We start from the raw sequence: 22,476 nt of genomic DNA on the forward strand, positions 1-22,476 counted from the left end.
AATGACCAGAATCTTTTCCTACCAGATTATTTTTGAAATCGGAAGAGGAGAAAGAGGAATGATCGCCTGGAACCGAGAAATCCTGCAAGTACGGAGCGTAAGCGTAGGATTTTATAGAGAACCCTGATTTCAGCTCAATGAAGGTTAAAATTCTCTCAGGGCGGTTTTTTAAGAATTTTCTAGCATTAAGGAGGGAATAATTCGCTTGATTTGCTTCCGGAACTTCGCAGCATGGAGCCCGGAATTCATACATTAAAGCAGCAAAACTGTCTTTCACTTCTAAACATTCTACTGGAAAACTAACTTTTCTGCCCTGAGAGCCTTTTTACCCCCTGGGTTAGGAGGGGTCAAAATATATAAACTTTTTGATAAAAATCTAAATGTAAAATAATGAAGAATAAAAAACTTTGGAAGTTCGGGTAAAAAAAATAAACCCTTTATTCTCCGGGATAAAAATAAAAAAGGATGCTTCAGAATTCTTCACTGCCCTGAGAGAAATTGAGAATTCCAGGTAGTCCCATATTAAATTTGTAGTTTTCAGAACTTGAAGCTTCAAGAATTTGCTGCTTTATATAATATAGCGCACTCAGAAGACTATCAGTGTCTTCAGAATCGTTGTCTTCAGAATCAATATCTCCGGAATAAGGATGGATATTCTCTTCAAGGGCATTCAGAAGCCCTGGGCCAAGGTCGTTTATGAAGTAAGTATCCAGAACCAGAAGGTTTGAAATCTGCTCGTAGAAACCTGTGAGTTCCCGAAGCCAATCCGGAACTCCATAGTCTCTTGCATATTTTTGTCTGTTAAGGAATACAAGGTAACTGGAGATGGTATTTATGAGATCTTCGGTTAGCCTGCTATCAGGAAATATGATTGGGAAACGTTTCATCACTGCAGGAGCAGTATACCCTGAGTACGTCATTTCAGACCTACAGATTGAAGGAAAAAGCCTTGCAATCGGACTGTTAAGAACTGCAGTAATATAAGCGTACTTACTCGGATCCTTGAGGACAATGCCGCACCCGTTCTCAAATACATACTTTCCCGCAGCATCGTATGCAGCCTGCAGATGATAGCCTTCGGTGACAATAATTTTAGGAGTGTTTAAATACTCCAGAAATTTTCTACCTCTTATACCGTAGTCTGCAGATTTAAGGGGAGAGTTATCATGGCGGAACTCTCTTTTGAATTCCAGAATTCTCCCGTAAGTCATAGGGAACCTTGCCTCCAGTTCTTCGGGGGGAATTACATTGTATTCTTTCTTGTTTCCCCTGTCTGACAATTCATAAGGCAGCATAAAACGGTAAGGGGAAGGGCGAAATGCAAATTTTTCGGAAAAAGCCCCTGATACATACGGATAGACAAGTTCAGGTTCTAAAAATACAGGTCTACACAGGCCTTCGCAAAGATAATATGAGTCGGAACCGCCCTCCTCCGGAAGGGCAAGCCTGTGAAGCAGACCGTTTTTCGTGATTACACCTCCGAAGATGCTTTCGGAAACATCTCCAAGTGTAACCGGGATTTCACAGATCTTTTCTATGATTTTGTTTTGTTTAAGGAACATCTATTTTTCACTTCTGTAGAAGTACATTGAGAAATATTTTCTCTTGTGTTTTTTATTTTCAGGCAGTTAACTGGCTGGAACATATAAGTTTCAGGATCATTCCTGGATTTCGGGTTTTTAGACCCCTATAAAAAATAAAAATCCTGCCTGAAACGTGGGTAGGATTGAATTAGTAATGCAGAAAAGAATACAATAACATGAGTATATAAATATAATCTTACTGATAATAAATTATAAATATAAATCGTGATAAATAAGAGATCCAGGTAAAGGAGAATTAAACCGGATTTGCGCTACAACTGGCTAAAGAGTTTAAATACCTGCATTTCGATTATAATATATGCAGGAAAGAGATAAGCTCAAAGCTCTTGTAATAAGAGAGGCTACGCCGGAAGATACTCAGGGAATGCTTGAAATCTTTAATTACTATATCGAAAATAGTTTTGCAGCCTACCTCGAAACTCCTGTCGGACCGGAGTTTTTCCAGACTTCACATGATGAGGGCGAATCTAATAAAAGCGAGCATTCTCCTTTTTATGTAATCGAAGGAAACAACAGAGTAATAGGTATTGGAGCCCTTCGGCCTTATTTTCCCTTCAGGAATTTCCAGCACACAGGTGTAGTCTCATACTTTATACTGCCAGAGTATACAAGAGAAGGCCTGGGAGCAAAGCTGCTGGATATTCTATGCCAGGATGCTAAAAAGAAGAATATGAAAAGCCTCCTTGCAAATGTCTCCTCGAAAAATCAAGCCAGCCTGAATTTTCACCTTAAGCATGGATTTATGGAATGCGGCAGGTTTAAAGCTGCAGGAAAGAAGTTCGGAACATATTTTGATATTGTGTGGCTTCAGAAATGCCTGGAAGAAATCCCGGAAAACAGAACTTAAAGTGGTTGACCATTTTTAGTGTGATCATTTTTGGTATTGATCATTTTTAGTGATTGATCATTTTCGGTATTGATCATTTTTTCTTTCTGTTTTTTGGCAGGCTGTATACAGAAATTCAGTTACCTGCACACGTCTTTAATTGAAAAGGTATACTTAACCCTGTCTGGTAATTCTCCAAATAATCCATACATAAAGGAGTGATCATCCTCAAAGGATTATACATTCCCAGGTTAACCCTCTAAAAACTGTACAGCTCCTTATGAATCCTTCGAAGAAGCTGTACAGCCAGGATTTTCGGTCGTGCCAGAGAGTTCCTGCTGTCGGTGTGCCTGACAGTCAGGAAAACGCTCCTTTTGCAGCACTCAGGATTAGTTCGTGGTATGAGAACCTGCGAGAGGCAGGTAATCAATACACTCTTTATTCACGGCGTAAGCCACATCGCAGATGCCATCCCGATTTTTGTCTGCATGAGTCTGGCTGAACCCATCTCCCTCTGGTGTAGCCCAGAAATTCCCACCAAGGTAAGCCCCATCGAGAATATTCTTTGCCGGTATCAGGGTAGTATTCAAGCTCGTACCTGCGTTTGAGCCTTGAAGATAAGTATTGTTTGCGTTGTTGAAATAATTATTATAAATCGAGCTGTTTCCCGACTCCAGCATATAGAGCCCATATTCCGAATTCGAAATAACCCTATTGCTATTCAACAGATTACTCCTGGAAAAACCCAGATAGATTCCATGCCTCGAATTTGAGTTTACCAGGTTACCTGACAACCGGTTATCGGTGGAATTTTTCAAATAGAGACCGAATGTGTTGTTCGATGCGCTATTATCGCTCAGGTTATTGTTACCGGAAAAAGCAATCCACATCCCGTAATTGCTGCCGGATACCGTGTTATTGAAAAGTGTGTTTTTGCTTGAATTTTGCAGAATAATCGAGACTTCACTGTTCGAGGCTGCATTTTCAATTAATGTATTTTCGATCGAATCCCACACACTGATCCCGGACCCGGTATTGTTCAATGCAAAGTTGCCCGTAAACACATTTCCACTCGATGCCTTCATGTGGATACCGACTCTATTATTCGATGCGGTATTGCCTTCCAGCTTATTACCATTGCTCGAAGAGTACAGCCAGAGACCGTAGTAATTATCAGATACAGTATTATTATTAAGCAGGTTTGCACTGGAATTCTTCAGAACAATAGAAACATTGTTTTTCGATGCTGTGGAATTGCTTAACGTATTTCCTACGGAATCCCACAGATTGATACCGGAGCCGGTATTGTTTGATACCGTACTGTTGTTAAGAAGATTTCCACTTGAAGTTTTTAGATAGGCACCGATTTCATTGTTTGACAGATTATTTCCATCCAGCGAATTATTGCTGGAAGAATCCACCCAGATGCCATAGTTGCTGCCAGATGCCGAATTGTTGATAAGTGCATTTTCCATGGAGTTGCGCAGGAGAACTGAGGTGCCATTCCCTGATATAGTATTATTCCTCAGTATATTGCTGCTGGAAGAATCAAGGCGGATTCCAAATCCTGCGTCCGAACTTGAATTATTGAGATTGAGAGAACTGTTTTCGCTGGAAACGTTCAAAGCAGTGCTGTTGTAGTTGTCAGATAGCTGGTTGTTTTCGATATTGCAGTACTTAACTCCATTAAGGCGAATACCTGCATTCGGGAAATCTACAGGCCCTGTTATATTCAGCCCGCTAATTGTCACTCCGTCCGCAATAACATAGAAAATATCATCCAGACTGCTGGCTGCCTTGACAATGGTATCTCCATTACTGGCAGATTCGGAGGTCAGGGTTACATCGGTTATGTATACATCGACATTTTCTTCATAGATTCCCGGGAAAATAAGGATTGTGTCACCAGGGAATGCGTTGTCAATTGCAGCCTGGATCGAGGTAAAATCCGCAACCTGTCCTGTCGTATTATTTACAGTAAGGGTTACAGGCTTTAATTCTTTTATAGGTAGATAGTCTATGGACTGGCTATCCTCAATGTTATAATGGGAATCAAGAATCCCATCAAGGTCAGCATCCCTGACTCCTTCGGGATATAAGGTACCATCAGGTCTTGCCCAGACGTTGCCGCCCAGGTAAGGGCCGCCAGCTATGTTAGTACCCTCGATTTTGGTCGTGTTCCAGATATTTGTATCCGAAGCCGTTTCGGAGTTTACATTTACCGTATTATTGAAACAGTTATTATAAATCAGATTGTTTGAAGTTTCGTAAATTTGAAGTCCCAATTCTTCATTGAGAATTACAGTATTATTTATCAGGGTATTGCCGCTTGATTCACCTGTGAGAGAAATGCCTTCTATGTTTTCTAAGATTGTATTATTATCCAGGATATTATTAGGCGAATCAAAAAGTGAAATTCCATTACTGCAGTTTGAGATTGAATTGTTAATCAAAATATTGTACCAGCTGCCTCCAAGGCTAATACCGGCCTGACAGTCTGAAATATCGTTATTATCAACCGTGTTATGTGAACTTATCATGTATAGATCGATACCGTAGCTGTTATTGGATAGCTTATTGTTTTCAACACGACAGTCAATAACTCCAAAAAAATGAATCCCGGCAGATTCAGATCCGTTTATCTCAAAACCTTTAATGCTTACATCGTTTGCCCAGATACCGAAAATATCTTGAGAAGCATCGGCTGCCCTGACTATAGTATCGGAGAAATTTCCTGATTCGGAAGCAATAGATATGTTCTTGGTGATTGCGATATTTTCCTCATAAATACCGGGTCTAACAACTATTTCATCTCCCGGATTGGCAGCATCTACTGCAGCCTGGATCGAGGTGAAATCTGCAACCTGATCAGGGTTGTTATCTACATAAATCACAGTAGCTGCCGCACTTCCTGCAGTCATCAGGTGAAACGCGAAAATTACTAAAAAAATAATTTTGGATATTTCTTTTACTTGCCTCATGGTAAGCCCCATAGTAAAATTTTAAGTAAAGTAGCGAGCTTTTGTTTTTGCAGTGATTGTCTAGTTAATAACCGGATATGGAGAATTGATATGAAGTATCACAGGATGTTCCAGAACCCGAGAGAATTGATATTAAATCAATTGGATCAATTGGATCGACTAATCGGTTAGACCGACAGATCAATTGGATCGATTAGATTGGATCGTGTGAAATTGCTCACAGTTACCTGTAAACTCCAGACTTTGAGGTCAGTCCTTAAAAATAAGATGAAACAAACCAAACACTCAAAATAATTTTTCTTTTTTTGAAGCTTATCCGGTTTCTTGTCCTGACGGTCCGGCCATCTTTAAAGTGTAAGAAGACAGCGTTTTCTAGCAGGAACTGTATAAGTTCTGGAATTGAAGTCATATGTAAAAAAATTGTAATGTTATTTAAGATTAACTGAAGAGCCAAAAACTGCGTGTTAAAATGAGAAAACTTCAAAATAATAAAAACTCTCTAGACTTAGATTCATTTCGTGTCGGAATAAGAAACCGGTTTTTCTACTGACTTGAGAATTTAGCTTTACCCGCAATTTAAAACTTGTAAATATAACCAGGAAACGCAAGAACCATAAATTTTTGAGTTCACTATAATAAAACAGGGAAGATTAAATAGAATAATGAAAATATAAACGGGTGGTGAAGGATTAATTTGAGGAGAGATTTGAGGAGAGATTTGCTTCCTTTTATATTTGTTTTAATTCTTACATTCCAGACTCTGAACATGCAATGGTACGCCGGAACAGAAAACACGAATTCTATGACTATACATCCGTCAGACAGAGCAGGAGAAATAGAAAGAAACCATAACGATAGCAGGGGAACTTATAGGGACGGAATTGTAGATAACTTTGATAATTTCACAAATCCAGGATTTCCAACTGAATATGGTAAATTTTGCTTTCGTTATAATTCTTGCCAATTAGTCCGATGAATGCAAACTGAGTCTGATTATAAGGCAAATATCGAAAAGCCGCACAAGAGGCAATATCTACAGTTTACGCCTTTTAGTTTACAGGCCAGGCTTTTTATCTAAAGTTCATACCTTCTAATTTACAATCTTTACCTTTTCTCAGGTCTCTTACTCTATGTTGATGGCTAAATTTATACTGCTCCCGCGTCCTTTCAAATTTGAGAAACTGTTTTTCAACATTTGCCTGACCTTAACTTAGTTTTCAGGAAAAGGTCAATAAGAACCAATTTATAGAATTATCGTTATATTAAAAATCGGGATTAAAATCGGTGTAATGATGCCAGAACGATTTTGAACGGGCCTCTTGCAAGGAGATTTCGGGCGATATGTGCAGGCACAGATATTATACTGAGGGGACGTGGAGAGATTACTCGCTAATGGAATTACTAGATATAATTAATTAAAGAAGCTTTTGAGGTGAAAATCTGAAAGCGATAAGAATTCATGAGTTTGGGGGGCCCGAAATCTTAAGGTGTGAGGATATTCCGGAACCCCAGCCAGGGCCAGGGGAAATTAGAATTCGAATTATTGCAGCCGGAGTTAACCCAATGGATTGGAAGATCCGCAGCGGGTATATACGTGAGTTGCCTTTGCCAACGATTATGGGACTGGACGTTGCGGGCCTTGTAGACGCTGTCGGTCAGGGAGAGACTTCCTTTCAGCGCGGGGATCAAGTTTTTGCTAAAGTTTCCATAGGGCAGGGAGGATATGCCGAATATACTGTTGTCAATCCTGCACAGGTAGCGCAAAAACCCAGAAGTATCGGGTTTATTGAAAGCGCTGCCATTCCTACTGCCGGCCTGGCTGCCTGGCAGTCACTTTTTGATATTGCAGGCCTGGAGCGTGGACAGAGCGTACTCATTCACGGCGCTGCGGGCGGAGTCGGGACCTTAGCAGTCCAGTTCGCCAGATGGAAGGGAGCATATGTTATCGGTACTGCATCGAGTAAAAATGCCGAGTTCTTAAAAAGCATAGGCTCTGACGAGGTGATCGACTACAGGAACCAGCGATTTGAGGAGATTGTTAGCAATCTGGACGTAGTGCTGGATACGATAGGAGGAGACACATTCGAAAGGTCATGGGGAGTATTAAAACCCGGCGGATTCCTGGTATCGACTGTAGCCAGCATCCCCGAAGGAGTTCCGCAAAAATACGGAGTACGCGCAAAAACACTCATGACACAGGCTGACGGAAGAGAACTCACTCAAATCGCAGCCATAATAGACGAACAGAAAATCAAGCCTATCGTAACGACCGTACTTCCTCTGATCGAGGCCCAAAAAGCGCATGAGATGAGCGAAAGCCGCCACGCCCGCGGAAAGATTGTCCTGCGCGTTGCAGAGGATCCGAAGTAAAGCCTTAACCCGCCTGTAAGCACGGAAGTGTGAGGAATTTGATCTGAAATTAGAAGTAGAGATAATGGCTGGAGCTGTAAGTATCTCTCGACCTGTCGACCTGCCTGTAAAATCATGGTTTCTGCCGCAATAAAAGAGAAAAATACATTGAAAGCAAATTTGAAGGAAGCAATCGATGCAAGTTATCTGAGCACCTAGACTACCTAGAGGGGAGAAAAATGCCAGAACAGCCGAAAAAGTCCAGGAGTCCTATACCGCTTTACATAATGATTACCTTATTTTATATCTTTGTTGTATTTCAGGGGGGAGGGGATGATGTCCTCTTAGAAGCCGTGTCTAAGGAATCGGATTTTGAGGTCAACCTCAATGAAGGTGTAAATTATAAACTCTGGATTGATAGTCCTGATGGTCCCGAGAAAGTAAATTTGACAATAAGCAAAGGTTCCTATGTTGCTTTTGAAAGTACATTTGTATTGACAGACTCCGGAAAAAGATACCTTCCTAACAATCCTGAGTTTACTGTGGAAGAAAACGGGACTTATCATGTGCACGCCAAACCGCTTAGTCCCGGGACAGTCTATCTGGAAATCGAGAAAATCGGAATTTCAGAATCGCAGTAACTGAAGTGTTTCGTGTTAAATAATGGCAGAAGTTTGGATTTTTCCGCCGCCGACTGCTTTTGCTTTTAACCTGTGATCAAACTTATCAGAATTAAAAGCATGTTGAGTTTGAAGGCAGCCAGTTTAGAAAGGTAAAAATCAAAGCAGGAGCAGCCATGTTAACCGACCTCATGGGCTTTTTCCACACTCAAATGCGGCTTTCCAGAACTTGCTGGAAAGAGGAAAGCAGCTCTATATCCGCCTGCCGACCTGCCCGCAAAAATACGGAAGAGACTTCCTGAGAGAATTGAAGTAAATGAAAAAAAATCTGATAATTCTTCAGCCTCAAGACAGACCTGAATCGCCTCTCTTATACGTTCCATAGCCTGTTCAATGGTTTTTCCCTGAGTGCAATAACCACAGACGTCAGAAACTTTTGCGAGATATACTGTTTTCATTCTGCTCGATCAGAAACGCAAGTTACCGCTTGATAAAATACAAAAATGGGCGTGCAGGAAGCGTCCTGCAAATAAATTGCTTTATTACCTTATATCGTCCACCATTTCAGTAATTATTTATTATAAGGAAATTTTATTCTATTTACTTTATATATTTATCCGTAGTATGAGCTTTTAATTTCCACGCATCTGATTGATTGAAGCTATGATTCGCTGAAATAAAGCTGAGCTTTGAAGCCCTGATTAAGTAAATAGAGACAAGAAATTAAAAGAAGTGCAACTAAAACGATTTCGGAAATAAATTGCTTTGAGTAGCAGGTGTTATAATGTCAAGAACTGTACCTGGAATAACAGTTTTAATAATATGTTTGATTCTGGCAACGCTTCCAACGGCTGTATGTGCTAAACCTGATACAACAGGTCAACAAAAAGTGATAACCGAAGCTGAGAATGGAAACACCATATATCTTAAAGAGGGACAAACTTTTATCTTAAAGCTAAATGAAAATCCAAGTACAGGCTATTCCTGGCAATTGAGCCTAGACGATGGGCTTAACCTGCTCTGGGACAAATACCACCCCTGGGAATCTTCTGAAGAAAATGGAATTCTCTCTATTGGTGTGGGAGGATTTCATGTATGGAAAATTAAAGCCATGAATAACGGGCAAGTAACAGCAACATACAAAAGACCCTGGGAGCCAGAAACAGGCCGGGAAAAAACCTTCACACTGAATGTTATGGTAGCCTGAATTGTATTTTTCCCTTTTGATACCATTCTCCCTTTTTAGAGCCTCTAAAACTCGATTGAATTGAGAATTGGATAGAAATAGATCGTTTTTTAATTTGAGGATCACGTTCTAAAATCAGAGTAGGTATATTAATTATCTTCAGAATTATTTCTAATGCTGAAGAGCGACTTTCCACAATACACTGGATTCCACAATTGTTAACTGACAGTTACTAAATCAAGAATTCCAGAGTCCTGTATTTCTGGAATTAAATGTACTAAATTGAGAGCTTAGCTTTTAATGAAGAGCATAAGTTTTTAACTATATTTCCGCCTCGTCTCCAAATCCTCTTATTGCGCCACCGAGTATAAGTTTCGTGATTCTCCGAAAGTCAAAGAGGACACAAAACAATAGTAAAGTCGTAAATTCGCTCTGTTTTTAAATTAACCGGACTTCTATATAATATCGAATCGACGCTCGAAGAAACATATGCATACAACACAGCCTGCCTACTGATCCCGATGAGATGGTACTTTGTAAAGCAGTTTTCTCGGTATGGGGATTACCCTGTTTGCCTAAAAGGTGAACAGCCAGGGCGCGTCCAGGACTGATGCTCATCTGGCAAGGTGCTTTTCCATCACAAAATTAGTTAAAGTTTGACCTTTACGTTCAATGCTCTGTTGCCTGACTACCTGATAACCGCGTTTTTCAAAAAAAGGTCTTGCTGTAATCGATGCTTCGGTAGTAATAACCAGAGTACCATGTTGCTGCGCATGTTTTTCCGATTCGTCTGCGATTATGGATGCTATTCCCTGTCCCTGGAAATCTTTACGGACAAAAAGCCGGTCAAGACATCCGGTATCATCTAAATTTCCAAAGCCAAGAATGACACCGTTACTTTCAACTACAACCGTATGGGTACTGGAAAGTGATTTATCCCACGTGTCCACATCAATTTCTTCCGGTGCCCAAACGTCAAGTTGTGCTGAATTGTAATCTTTTAAATTAATTGTATGGACTGTATCATAAAATAGTTTAATTATCTCTCTGCAGTCCTCGGAATTGTATAGTCTCACTGTTTTTTGCATTTCAGTAATCCCTTTATGGTCATCTATCTTTTCATCCATCTTTTAATCCATTCTTTCATCTATCTTTTCATCCATCTTTTAATCCATTCTTTCATCCATCTTTTCATCCATCTTTTCATCCATCTCTATATGATGGTATCTTGGCGTTTTTGAGTATAAAGAAAATAATAGATGGCCAGAACTCAGGAATTCTGGCCCATACAATGGAATTTGTTACCTAGTTCTCTTTAATTTATCAGTGCAAATTGAGATTCTGCAAGGCTTTCAAGAGATTCGAGTTTTTTCCGTATAGTATTGAACCTGTATGATAATCAGCCCATGAAGATTTTACAGAACCAGCTTCGATAAACTTCATATACATATTACTACTATTTTTATATATACATTATTATTTTAGCACTCCATTTTAGTACACCTGCGAACTCAGGTATAATCCTCAAGGTGTGTTAATTGAAAGATTCTATTATTAATCTAACAAATTCGGACATCTACAGAGCCTGAATTTAATTTAGTTTTATGGGAAGACCATTGATTGCCTTAATTAAGGTAAAAAACACATTCGACTTGAGAGTTTGTTCAAGGAACCCAGAATATAATCCAATAAAATTGGAGGATTATTATGGAGAAAATCGATAACGTCAGAACAAAGCAAATTGAAGCAAATCTTGAACACTTTAATATCAGTCCAAACAAAGTTTCTGATACTAGCATGGGGTTTCCTGAAGAAGTAAGAGACTATCGTTCAACAGATTTCAGAAATATCTGGGATTATTTAGGATTATTATTTTCTATGCTATTAGACTCCTTTAAAGGGAAATATCCGCTTCCAAAGAAAACGTTATTCGTGATAACATTCGCTCTCCTGTATCTCATAAGTCCGGTTGACATCGCTCCAGATATTTTTCCCGTAATTGGATTTGCGGATGATATCGCTGTGCTTGCTTTTGCAGCTAGCCTTATTAAAGGTGACCTGGAAAATTATAGAGTATGGAAAAATGAGTAATTGATGGCGGACTCTGTTCACCTACGTTCTCAATTCGCCTGATCGTTACATCCTGAACCTGGGAACTGGATTGAAAGTTTACTTTTTCATACCTTCAATATATTATTTAATGCACTCAATTTTTTCCGCACATTAAAAAGGCTTTTTCACGATACGTGGAAAGAAAGATCTTTATTAGCCTTAACCACGCATCCGTAAGAAAACCTGAAAAATATCAAAAATCGGAACGATATAACTTTTTTATTATATTTCCACCCCAGTTCCCTGAAATCCTCCGATTGAGGCGCCTCTTTTGTTTCATCAATTTTGGAAAAAAAGAGAAACATCAAGTTTGAATGCGACTTTAAATAACAAATGTTTCCAGACACAACAAATGTTTTCAGCCTTTAGATATGTCACTTCAACGTTCAGGAGATGAATGGAAGCTACCCCCTTAAAACAGCGAAGAGCTAAGAAAATATTTATTTTATTCCTGCTAACTCAGACGCGTTCTTAAGATGTGCTGTACCGGAATCGCTAAATGTTCTGGCCTGTTGTAAATTTTCAGCTCCTCCAGTACCATTTTTCGCTTCATTTGCTCCCTGCAACAAAAACTGACCTGCAGAATTATAGTCCTGAAGAGCCGTCCTCCATTCTTTCTGCGCCTCCTGGAGTCTGGAAGATACGGTATATTGATCGTTTTCCTCAATGGCGTTCTGAGTATCATTTACAATGTATTGTGCATACATCGCGAGCGTGGTATAATCAGAGTTATTTGCAGCATCGGATACACCGTCCAGATCGGTTTTAAGTATCTTCAAATGCTTCTGGACGTTAGCTCCCCATGCGATATCCTGGTAGGCTGACTTGAGGGGGTTCTGCGGTGAATCTGGTTGGGCCTGAGAAGCATTTTTATCATTTTGTGATCCGGCAAAACTCCCGACAATCAGTGCAACCAGCAAAATAAAAAATGTGAAGTAGATGTATTTTTTCATATACACGCCACTAGAATTCCATCTGACTATATAAAGTTAGAGGAGATGTATTATAAGATTTCTACGAAAGAAGTTATTATAATTAAAGTCAATTCGGCCCGAGAAAGTTTGAATACCGAGACTTCTGAATCAAATCAACCTGTTTAAATTACTTTTTTATTATATTTTCGCTCAAGCATTCAGATTCTCCTACTAATCACATTAGTTATAGATAAAATTTCTATAGAGCCCAAAACACCGAATTAAAAAGCTAAGGGTATAAAAAGAGTTGCAGAGAACACAGGGAGGAGAGCTATTCTTTCTTAAATATCTTTTTCACACGCTCGAATGTCCTTCCGAATATGGGTTCTAATCTCTCCTTTAAGCTATTTGATATGGAGTCTGACAATACTTTGTCAAAAAATGACAGTATTTTCCTGGAAAAAAATGTAAGGATTCCAAGAATGTATCCTTGGATACCGTTAATGGCCTCATTAATCCTGTTATAGATTCTATGGATTGATTCAATAATACTACTGATAAATTCCCTGATGGCATTATGTTCAGGGACTTCTGGGGGAGAGCCTATAAACTGACCTAAAGCAGAAGGCATATTTCCTACAGGCACATTAGTTATCTCAGTGTTACTTGCCGCGTCAATCACAGAGACAGTGTTGCTCTCACTGTTCGCCACATATATTTTTGTTCCATTTTTGTTGATTGAAATTCCGCAAGGGCATTTATCTACAGTTATATTGGCTATGACATTGTTTGTTGTTGTATTAATTACAGAGATAGTACCGCTGGGAGTATCGGAAACTCCTCTGATGACTTTTCTGTGATTCGCCACATATACCCTTGACCCATCAGGACTGACTGCAATTCCAGAAGGAGATAAATCTAAGCTTTCCGTGGCGGTGCCTGTGTTGATCATTGTCACATTGTATGTAACTGTATCAACTATAGAGACCTTATCGCTATTAGCGTGCGTTACGTATACCTTGTTTTTATCCGGGACGACTGCAACTCCATAAGGATTGGGGCCTACATTTACATGTTTTAAAACACTCCGGGCATTTGTATCAATCACTGAGACAGTCCCACTGCCCAGGTTGGCCACATATACCTTTGTTCCATTTTTATTGATTGCAACTCCCATAGGATTGGTTTCTACATTCAGATGGTATTTGGCTTCGTTTGTGGCTGTATCAATTATAGATATACTGTCGCTGTGATAATTTGCCACGTATACTGTTTCTCCGTCACTACTGACTGCAATTCCGATAGGATTATCGCCAACACGCATCGTGGATACAACATTGTTGGTTGCTGTATCAATTACGGAGACAATATCGAGGTTACTATTCGTCACATATACCTTTTTTCCATCAGATGTGATTGCAACTCCTTCTGGATCATCTCCAACATCTATATGGTATTCAATTTCATCTGTGTTTGTGTTAATCACAGATAAATTGTCACTTTTTCCGTTTGGTACATATGCATATTCAGTATGGGAATCAACAGGTGTTGTAGATGTCAACTCATTATATGCAAAAATAAGTAAAAGTGAGAGAAAGATTATAGAGGCTAAAAAAAGTAAATATAGTTTTATCCCCCTTTTCATTTACCTTCAACCCCTTAATATATAAAACACGGCTCACTGGAACTGTCTATGAGTTATTAGCAGGATTCGTATATTTGAGGTTCTACATCGTAAAATAAAACCCGGATTTAAGTACATTTTAAACAGCTAATGTCAAATTTTATTTGTTTTCTGTTCAATTGCCTAATCCAGATAACCATGTTTATAACAGTGTAATATATACATATAGATATATAAAGCTGAAAGAAATAGCTCTTCTGATTGTACAAGATTTGATTACATCTTCTTTTGAACTCATTCATATTCTAAAAGCAGCAATTAAACCCTCTACAGAGAATCTGAGAGTATTTATCCCGAAGATTTTTAGATAAGTTTTTGGTAGCTTAGCCTAGGATCTCAATTTGCCTGATAGTCCACCTATTTTGCCTGATAGTCCAATCCTGAACCAGGTTGCTGGATAGAAAATCTTCCTTTTCCATACCTTCAGTATATTCTTCGATACGTTCAATTGAGTTCAGGATATGGCTGAGGTAAATTAGGTCATTCTTTTTCATGCCGAAATCACTTTTGCTTCCCTTTCAATCCCGTCAATAAGGTATGGACTTATCGACTCCTCAGTAAGTAGATCGACTTTTACCCCAAGAAACTCTGACAATTCTCTCTCAATCCTTACTAGAGTAAGCAGGCTTTTAGTTTCTGAAAATTCTACAAGAATATCGACATCACTTTCCTGCTTTTCTTCTCCTCGAGCATAAGAGCCAAAAACAGCTACCTTTGTTGCTCCTTCTTTCTCAAGGAAAGAAGAGATTTTTTCGAACAACTCTTTATGCCGGGCAGCATTCTCCATGTCAGTATATTTTGTTTGTGATCATTTAAACGTATGATGGATTTGAATGGCAACTAAGAAGCTTTAGGAAGCTTGTGGAAAAGCCTGTCAGACGGCTGAGACAAATAAGATCATTCTAAAAACAAAGGATATCTGGAAATGATGATAGAAAAAGTAATATTAATCATTCAGAAAATCCAACATTTTTATTCCTTTATCATTTATGCAGATTAAACTAAGCGATTTAATTACTTATTTCAGTTATTCCCAGAACTTCTTCGTCTTCACGTAATTCCTCTCAGCAACCAGAATATCCCTGTAAAATGCCTCTTCATCCACCCTCATCTTTTCAATCACCCTTGACGCCGTCTCAGGTCCTATTCCCCGGCTGGCAAGTGCGATAACTGCCTTCTTCCCCTGGGAGCGGACTATACTTGCGTTTCTGTAGACTCGCTGTACCCGTTTCTTTTCTTCAGGGGAAACCTTGACATTTCTTCCCTGTTTTTTGACGAGGTTGATTTCCTCTTCTTCCCAGGGTTTGAGGGCTGCAATCATCCGGGATTCGCAGACCGGGCAGACGATTTCTTCAGGGACGCTTTTGACCTGGCGGCGGGAGGTCCATTTCTTGCAGTTCGTACAGAATAGAATGATCCGGTCGTTCATAATGCGTTCCTTAAGGGCAAGGACGATTGAGCGGTCGGCTTTTTCCGGGGCGACCAGGTCTTTTTTCATGGAAAAGCCGGCTGAACCTATCGGGGTAGGGGGGGAGACTTCGATTGAGATTTCGCCGGCTGCAAGTTTTCTAAGGACTTCTTTTGCCCTGGGGACGTCGAGGAGGTCGTGGAAGATTTCGCGGATGACTTCATCGTACATTGAAGAGCCCTGGTAGATTTCAAGGAGTTTTTTCATGCTAATCCTGTCGTAGTCAACGTCGCGGGACAGGGCTCCGAATTTTCGGGCTACGTGGACCATTTTCCATTTCATCAGGGTTGTATTTTTCAGGGTCATTTCTATGATCGGCTCAACGTGTTCAGGGCGGAGGGAGAGCAGCATGTCCCGGATCTGGACAGGGCCTACCCGGCGCGGGAGGGTCAGCCTTATCCTGTAGGGGTCGACTTCCTGGGCGACACTGCTTCCGAAGCGGGCTGAAAGGAGCGAGGTCAGGACTCGAGCAAGGGTGCCGTTTGTATTATGGCCGAAACAGGCGTTCAGGGTCACAGCATCGCCCTCGTCTTCGATCACGATTGTATCCGCATCAGGCACGGGGAAGCCTCCTTCTACGTGCTCGCGCACAAGGCGGATCACTTCAAGCACGGCATTCTTTGCCACGGGATATTTCGCCTGAAGCTTTTCGGCAATGGCTTCGTCTTCAAGTTCGGCACGTATAAAAGCTGCAATTTCCGCTCTGAGCTTTCCCACATCCTGGGCTACCTCAAAAGGCACAGGGATTTCTTCGCCTGTCCAGCTCGGGACCTCGCCCATACCTTCCACAGGCTCGACTTTAATCCTGTCCTTTCCCTGCTCTCGTCCGGGATCAGGCATCTCAACGACCCGCCACATGTAGCCTTTAGTTATGAAAACGGCGCCCGGTTCTGCAAAATTCACGACAAAAGCTTCGTCCAGCACGCCGACTGATTTTCCACTCACGATATCGTAGATCTCGTACTTCTTTTCGTCCGGGATCATGGAGAGGTTATCGTAATAGTATTCCCAGCTTTTCCTGCGCCTTTTGAGCAGGCTCGAGCCTTTCTCGTGCCAGACCAGCCTGTAATCCCCTATCTGGTCCACAACCCTTTGCAGTTCCTCGATCCCCAGGTCCCTGAATGGGTACGTCCGCCTTAAAATCCTGAGAATTTTATCGATTTCGACCTCCCCGAAATCCATAACCATGCCTGCAATCTGGTTTGCCACGACGTCCAGGGACTTTATATGTGGAGAAACTTCTTCAACCCTGCCTTCCAGTGCAGCTTTTGTAATTGCCATACTTTCTGCAGTATCATCCACTTCCATGGAAATTACAGTACCCCGTGAGATCGCATGCAGCTTATGCCCTGCTCTTCCTACCCTCTGGAGCAGCCTTGAAACCTGGCGCGGAGACCCGTACTGGACTACCCGGTCGACATTTCCGATATCGATTCCCAGCTCCATTGACGAGGTGCAGATAAGGCCTTTCAGGGCTCCGGATTTGAAAGCTTCCTCAGCTTCCACACGAGCTTCAAAAGAGAGCGAGCCGTGGTGCACTCCTAGGGATGCCCCAAGCTTCCGAAAACCGGCAGCTAGAGCCTCGGCACTCTGCCGCGTATTCACAAAAACCAGGGTGGACTGGCTATCTTCGACAATTCTCCTGATCCAGAGCAGGTGAGAGGCAAATTCAGGCTCGCAACCTACTGTTTTTGCAATATCCAGGACTTCTTTCTCCCGGATTTCTCCTCCTCCTGAAACCTGGGGATTGACCACATCGAACTCAAGCAGTTTCAGCAGGGCTACCTCAATTACAGTGAAATCCCTTCCTGTGCCGGCAAGAAATTTTGCAATTTCCCAGGGGTTCCCGACTGTTGCAGAAAGCCCGATTCTCTGGAATTCCCCTGAAATTTCCACAAGTCTCTCAAGCCCTACAGCTAGCTGGGCTCCTCGTTTTGAACCTGCAAGCTCATGGATTTCGTCTACAATCACGTGGGTTACGGTTTCAAGGTTCTGCCTGAGGCGGGAGCCGGTAAACATTGCCTGAAGGGTCTCAGGGGTCGTGATCAGTACATCAGGAGGATTTCTGGACTGGCGCTGCCTTTCGCTTTGAGGAGTATCCCCGTGCCTGACCTGGACTTTGATATCGAGCAATTTCCCGAGAATCTCAATACGGGAAAGCATATCCCTGTTAAGTGCTCTCAGGGGAGTTATGTAAAGAGCAGAGATTCCCCTTCTGGCTTCGGATTTCTTTTTCAGGATGCTGTTAAAAACGGGCAGCACGGCTGACTCCGTCTTGCCTGAGCCTGTAGGAGCAATTAAAAAGGTGTGCTTTCCATCCATTATGTGGGGAAAAGCCCTTTCCTGGGGTTCTGTGGGTTTTGTAAAACCAAGGATTTTAAGGGCTTCCTGAATTTTTGGATGGAAAGAATTGAAGCTGTTATGAAATGTCATATTTTTTGTAATCGGTTTTTGGTTAAAATGTTCAATTGTCGTGTTAGTTAGTACCGGTATAAATATTTAGATGCAAGCATGAAAATAAAGCGAGTGAGACAAATCGAAAAAACAGGGAAAAGAGTGAAGAAAAATGTAAAAATTGATATGGGTATTAAAATATATAAATTAATCCATATTAAAATAAAAAGTAAAGATATGGAAATTTAAAATTTGAACGGAGTCAAAGGTAAAGGTTGCAACGTTTCTTTTGAAATTTTGTAACATCTATAAAGGTCTGGATACAAATTACATTTAGATAATTTAATAAAAGAATCCAAATGCCACGAAGAAAATTTTTAATTATATCTGTAGGTATATGCCTTTTGTTAGTTATTATTACTTTGGGCTATTTTTTGTGGCATGATTCTTTAATAGAAGCTAATAGTGAAATTACAAATTTCTTTTTCATACATAATTGGGGTAATACGAGTCATGAAGTTACTGTAAATTATTAAATACCCAGAACGCTTCTGTATTTAACGAATCATACATTTCATTCCCGGGAGAAACTATAGAAAGCCAATTTCCAATTACACCGGTACCAGGGGTAGAAATTGAAGTAACTAAACAGAGATTTCAAATAGAAATTGTTATCCAATAAACGGTGCATTATTCACCGCCTGGGCTGGGAAAAACCTTCCTGGAACTATACCGCATTAAAATCTGGAATTATTCGTCCTGAGAAGTTAGCTGATACCGCAGCCTCGGTAGCACTATCTTTAAATACATTGTCCGGTTTTTCCGTTTCATCCAGACCATTTACGGGCAGCTCAAATATGAAAGATGACCCTTTTCCCTGAACACTTGTAAACCATACTCTGCCCTTATGCAAATCAACAAACTGTTTTACCAGAGCAAGCCCAAGGCCAGTACCTCCGTACTGCCGGTTCATGCCCGAATCAATCTGTTTGAAAGGCTCAAAGAGGTATTTCTGGTCCTCAGAAGATATACCTATTCCCGTATCTGTGACCGAAAATATAGCTCTGTTTCCGCTTTTTTTACAGTAGACAGAGACTTTGCCTCCTTCCGGGGTAAACTTGACAGCATTGCTTACGAGGTTATAAAGGATCTGGATAAGGCGGCTTCTGTCTGCCTGAATATCTCCAATATCCAGATCCAGATTAAAGTCCATTTCAAGGGATTTAACCTGAGCAAGGGGCGAGATAGTGGATTTCGCCTCATCGAAAACCGAGCCAATAGAAAACTCACTGTAGTTAAGTTCCATTTTTCCGGCTTCTACTTTTGAGAGGTCAAGGATATCGTTTATAAGTCCAAGGAGATGTTTTCCGCTGACAGAGATGTTATTAACATATTTCAGCTGCTTTCCGTTGAGATCCCCAAAAACTTTTTCGAGCAGGAGATCCGAAAAACCAATAATGGAGTTAAGAGGCGTCCTCAGCTCGTGACTCATATTGGTAAGGAACTCACTCTTTGTGCGGCTGGCAGCTTCAGCTTCCAGTTTTGCCTGGAGGAGGTTCTCTTCGGTTCTTTTACGCTCGGACAGGTCAATGAAACATTCAACAAAATAATCTTTGTCCTCTATGGTTACCGGAACCACACTCTTAAGGATCGGGATGACTTCCTTTTGAGCATTGATGATCGTTTTTTCTGAATTATCCACACTCAGTCCAAGATCACTGATAGGACATCTTCCTACCTCTGCAGGACAGATAAATTGGTGACATATATTTCCGACAATCTCTTCTTTTGATCTCCCTATCGTTTTAATTGCAATGGGGTTTACATCAACTATTTTGTGGCTAGAGGCTTCGATTAACAATATCCCGCAAAGGCTCTTTTCCAGTAAAGCACTCAATATCCCTCTTTCTTTTTGCACCAAACGCTCTGATTCTTTACGCAAAGTTATGTCCCGGACGATTATCAGGAGAGTTTCTCTTTGGTCACACATGGCTAAGGAACTAACCTCTACGTCGAGGATACTATTGTCTGACCTTTTGATCTTCGTCTCAAAAAACGCCGATCTGTTCTCCAGAGTTACGTTCAATGCGTTCTGGAAGCCGGAAAGAGATTCTTCAGTAAATAGAGAGAGGAGGGAAATTTTTTCAAAATGAGTCCTATCATATCCGAGAAGTTTACAGCCTTTAGGGTTAACTTCCAGAATACGCTCCCCTTTTGTTATGAAAATTGCATCAGTGGACTGCTCAAATAGAGCCTTATATATTTCTTCTTTAGCCATTAGATTGTCCTCGGCCAGTTTACTTAAAAGCGGATTATTTTCTCATTTTTGTCTCAGATTCAGTAAAGGCACTTTTCCGGGATTGAAGAAGTTTAAATTATGAGTAGCGATTGTAAAAAATTTTATACTGTAAAAATACTTATCACGTTTTATTATAAAGATTTATTGTCGAAGATTAAATCGGGAGGAAAAATATGATTACTGACCCTAATTTTGTTCCATCCAGCAGGTAGACTTCAGCCGAATCAAGTTCTATGCTGCCCGAGGAAAATGCCGTTCAGGCTTCTCCGGAATAAAAAAGAAGGGAGATTTTCTCCCCGGCTAGCCTGTCCAGCGAGCAGGACAAACTCCGACCTGCAGAACAAAATTAAGTCTGAAATCAATCAGTCTTCCCTTTTCATCTGCGGGAAAAGGATTACTTCCTTGATGGATTCCAGACCTGCAAGGATCATGGTAAGCCTGTCGATTCCAAGCCCCATGCCGCCTGTAGGGGGCAGTCCGAATCCGAGAGCGTTTATGAAATCGTAGTCGACTGTCTGGGCTTCAAGATCTCCGAGCTTTCTTTTCTTATCCTGCTCTTCGAACCTTCTTTCCTGTTCGAGAGGGTCGTTCAGTTCGGAATAACCGTTTGCCAGTTCCCAGCCGTTCAGGAAAAGCTCGAATCTCTCGACAAAGCCTTCTTTCGATCTGTGGTTTTTGGCAAGCGGGGAATTTTCCACAGGGAAATCATATATGAAAGTCGGGTTTATCAGTTTGTCCTCTACCAGGCCCTCAAAGAGCAGGGCAAGGAACTCTCCGTAAGTCTTTGCTTTTTCGTAATCTTCGATCCGGTTTTCGATTGCGATTTTCTTCAGTTCTTCAAGCGAGTGGGCAAAGACGTCAAGTCCGGCATACTCTTTTAAGGCATCTTCCATGGAAATCCTCTTCCATGGGGAACGGAGGTTGATCGTGTTTTCACCCATTTTGACTTCGTAGCCGCCAGTCAGCTTGAACACAAGTTCCGAGATAAGGCCTTCGGTTAAGTCCATCATGTCATTATAATCCATGTAAGCCTCATAGACCTCGATCATAGTAAACTCGGGATTATGGGTTGTGTCAATATCTTCGTTCCTGAAATTCTTGCAAATCTCAAAGACCTTCTCATACCCGCCAACAACAAGCCTTTTAAGGTAGAGTTCCGGGGCTATTCTCAGGAAAAGGTTTTGACCGAGGCAGTTATGGAAAGTCATGAAAGGCCTTGCATTTGCGCCTCCGTACACAGTCTGGAGCACCGGAGTTTCAAATTCCAGAAATTCCCTGTCAGTAAGGTACCGCCTGATCTCGGAAATGAGTTTGCTCCTCATGACGAAAATCTCTCGCTTCTCGGCATTGACTATAAGGTCAAGATACCTTTTCCTGTACCTGGTTTCAATATCTTTTAAGCCGTGAAATTTTTCGGGAAGGGCGCAGAGAGATTTTGAGAGCAAAGAAAATTCAGATACACTGATGGAGTTTTCACCTCTTTTTGTCCTGAAAAGTTCGCCCTGAATGCCTATGATATCTCCCGAATCGACAAAGTTTTTAAAAGTGTTGAAATTCTCATCAGGAAGATTTCCTTTCCTTAAAGTAACCTGAATTCTGCCTCCCTGGTCTCCAAGATCGGCAAATATCATTTTTCCAAGCTTGCGGATATTATAAAGCCTGCCTGCGGTTCTGACCGTTGAACCTTCATTCTGTTCAAAGTCATCAAACTTTTTCAGGATTTCACAGATATCCCCATTCTTTTCGAACTTATAGGGGTATGGGTTAAGTCCCTGGCTTCTGATGCCATTTAATTTTGCAATTTTTGAGTCGTCAAAAACCCTGTTCTCTAATAAGTTACTATCGTCAGACAGATTAACATTATTGTCGGAAGGGGTAATTTTATCCGAAATTTCCGTGTTGTTAAGTTCTATGCTCATCGAATCAGTACATCCTTTTCAGGTGAATTCAAATAAATAAATCCTTAAATCGATCGGTAATCAGCCAGCAAATCAGTGATCGATCGGTAAATCAATCAGTAATTAGTTAGTGGTTATCGG

The 22,476-nt window shown here is 40.9% G+C and carries 16 protein-coding genes; 5 read left to right on the forward strand and 11 right to left on the reverse strand.

Annotated elements, in window-relative coordinates; translation table 11 throughout:
• Positions 1-470: 470 nt before the first annotated feature.
• Complete coding sequence (locus ACPK8D_RS12020; protein ID WP_424718093.1) at positions 471-1,562, reverse strand: hypothetical protein; 1,092 nt, start codon at positions 1,560-1,562, stop codon at positions 471-473.
• A 340-nt stretch (positions 1,563-1,902) separates the two neighbouring features.
• On the opposite strand from ACPK8D_RS12020, the gene ACPK8D_RS12025 reads away from it, so the two are divergent.
• Entirely contained in the window at positions 1,903-2,451 is a 549-nt protein-coding gene (locus ACPK8D_RS12025) for an N-acetyltransferase family protein (protein ID WP_424718094.1), read from the forward strand.
• A gap of 368 nt (positions 2,452-2,819) precedes the next feature.
• Here the strand turns inward: ACPK8D_RS12025 and ACPK8D_RS12030 are convergent, their stop codons facing one another.
• Positions 2,820-5,411, reverse strand: coding sequence for a NosD domain-containing protein (locus ACPK8D_RS12030; RefSeq protein WP_424718095.1), 2,592 nt, complete (start codon positions 5,409-5,411; stop codon positions 2,820-2,822).
• 1,497 nt (positions 5,412-6,908) lie between these two features.
• Between ACPK8D_RS12030 and ACPK8D_RS12035 the strand changes: the two genes are divergently transcribed.
• The gene (locus tag ACPK8D_RS12035) at positions 6,909-7,781 is read left to right on the forward strand and encodes an NADP-dependent oxidoreductase (protein ID WP_424718112.1); all 873 of its coding nucleotides are present in this window, start codon (positions 6,909-6,911) and stop codon (positions 7,779-7,781) included.
• 218 nt (positions 7,782-7,999) lie between these two features.
• Positions 8,000-8,401 (forward strand): hypothetical protein, encoded by a 402-nt coding sequence (locus ACPK8D_RS12040; RefSeq protein ID WP_424718096.1) that lies wholly within the window; start codon positions 8,000-8,002, stop codon positions 8,399-8,401.
• 158 nt (positions 8,402-8,559) lie between these two features.
• Here ACPK8D_RS12040 and ACPK8D_RS12045 read toward each other — a convergent pair whose 3' ends face one another.
• Positions 8,560-8,838 (reverse strand): type II toxin-antitoxin system HicB family antitoxin, encoded by a 279-nt coding sequence (locus ACPK8D_RS12045; protein ID WP_424718097.1) that lies wholly within the window; start codon positions 8,836-8,838, stop codon positions 8,560-8,562.
• 326 nt (positions 8,839-9,164) lie between these two features.
• On the opposite strand from ACPK8D_RS12045, the gene ACPK8D_RS12050 reads away from it, so the two are divergent.
• A complete protein-coding gene (locus tag ACPK8D_RS12050; RefSeq protein ID WP_424718098.1) occupies positions 9,165-9,587 on the forward strand; it encodes a protease inhibitor I42 family protein in 423 nt (140 codons plus the stop codon).
• Positions 9,588-10,180: 593 nt separating this feature from the next.
• On the opposite strand, the gene ACPK8D_RS12055 is transcribed toward ACPK8D_RS12050, so the two are convergent.
• Positions 10,181-10,693 (reverse strand): GNAT family N-acetyltransferase, encoded by a 513-nt coding sequence (locus tag ACPK8D_RS12055; protein WP_424718099.1) that lies wholly within the window; start codon positions 10,691-10,693, stop codon positions 10,181-10,183.
• 580 nt (positions 10,694-11,273) lie between these two features.
• Between ACPK8D_RS12055 and ACPK8D_RS12060 the strand changes: the two genes are divergently transcribed.
• The gene (locus ACPK8D_RS12060) at positions 11,274-11,657 is read left to right on the forward strand and encodes a YkvA family protein (RefSeq protein ID WP_424718100.1); all 384 of its coding nucleotides are present in this window, start codon (positions 11,274-11,276) and stop codon (positions 11,655-11,657) included.
• A 461-nt stretch (positions 11,658-12,118) separates the two neighbouring features.
• Here the strand turns inward: ACPK8D_RS12060 and ACPK8D_RS12065 are convergent, their stop codons facing one another.
• From ACPK8D_RS12065 to lysS, 7 genes are all read right to left on the reverse strand, one after another.
• A complete protein-coding gene (locus ACPK8D_RS12065) occupies positions 12,119-12,631 on the reverse strand; it encodes a hypothetical protein (protein WP_424718101.1) in 513 nt (170 codons plus the stop codon).
• A gap of 292 nt (positions 12,632-12,923) precedes the next feature.
• Positions 12,924-14,237: a beta-propeller fold lactonase family protein gene (locus ACPK8D_RS12070; protein ID WP_424718102.1), complete on the reverse strand. Its 1,314-nt coding sequence runs from the start codon at positions 14,235-14,237 to the stop codon at positions 12,924-12,926.
• A 362-nt stretch (positions 14,238-14,599) separates the two neighbouring features.
• Positions 14,600-14,770 carry a DUF86 domain-containing protein gene (locus ACPK8D_RS12075; RefSeq protein WP_424718103.1) on the reverse strand — a complete coding sequence of 57 codons (171 nt, stop codon included), beginning with the start codon at positions 14,768-14,770 and terminating at the stop codon, positions 14,600-14,602.
• Positions 14,767-15,063, reverse strand: coding sequence for a nucleotidyltransferase family protein (locus tag ACPK8D_RS12080; RefSeq protein ID WP_424718104.1), 297 nt, complete (start codon positions 15,061-15,063; stop codon positions 14,767-14,769). Before ACPK8D_RS12080 ends, ACPK8D_RS12075 begins: the two co-directional genes overlap by 4 nt.
• A 240-nt stretch (positions 15,064-15,303) precedes the next feature.
• Positions 15,304-18,177 (reverse strand): DEAD/DEAH box helicase, encoded by a 2,874-nt coding sequence (locus tag ACPK8D_RS12085; protein ID WP_424718105.1) that lies wholly within the window; start codon positions 18,175-18,177, stop codon positions 15,304-15,306.
• Positions 18,178-18,865: 688 nt separating this feature from the next.
• Positions 18,866-20,416 (reverse strand): PAS domain-containing sensor histidine kinase, encoded by a 1,551-nt coding sequence (locus tag ACPK8D_RS12090; protein ID WP_424718106.1) that lies wholly within the window; start codon positions 20,414-20,416, stop codon positions 18,866-18,868.
• Between the two features lie 383 nt (positions 20,417-20,799).
• Positions 20,800-22,356 carry a lysine--tRNA ligase gene (gene lysS / locus ACPK8D_RS12095; RefSeq protein WP_424718107.1) on the reverse strand — a complete coding sequence of 519 codons (1,557 nt, stop codon included), beginning with the start codon at positions 22,354-22,356 and terminating at the stop codon, positions 20,800-20,802.
• Positions 22,357-22,476 lie beyond the last annotated feature (120 nt).

Origin of the sequence: Methanosarcina sp., assembly GCF_049706645.1 — an archaeon.
Taxonomy (GTDB): domain Archaea; phylum Halobacteriota; class Methanosarcinia; order Methanosarcinales; family Methanosarcinaceae; genus Methanosarcina.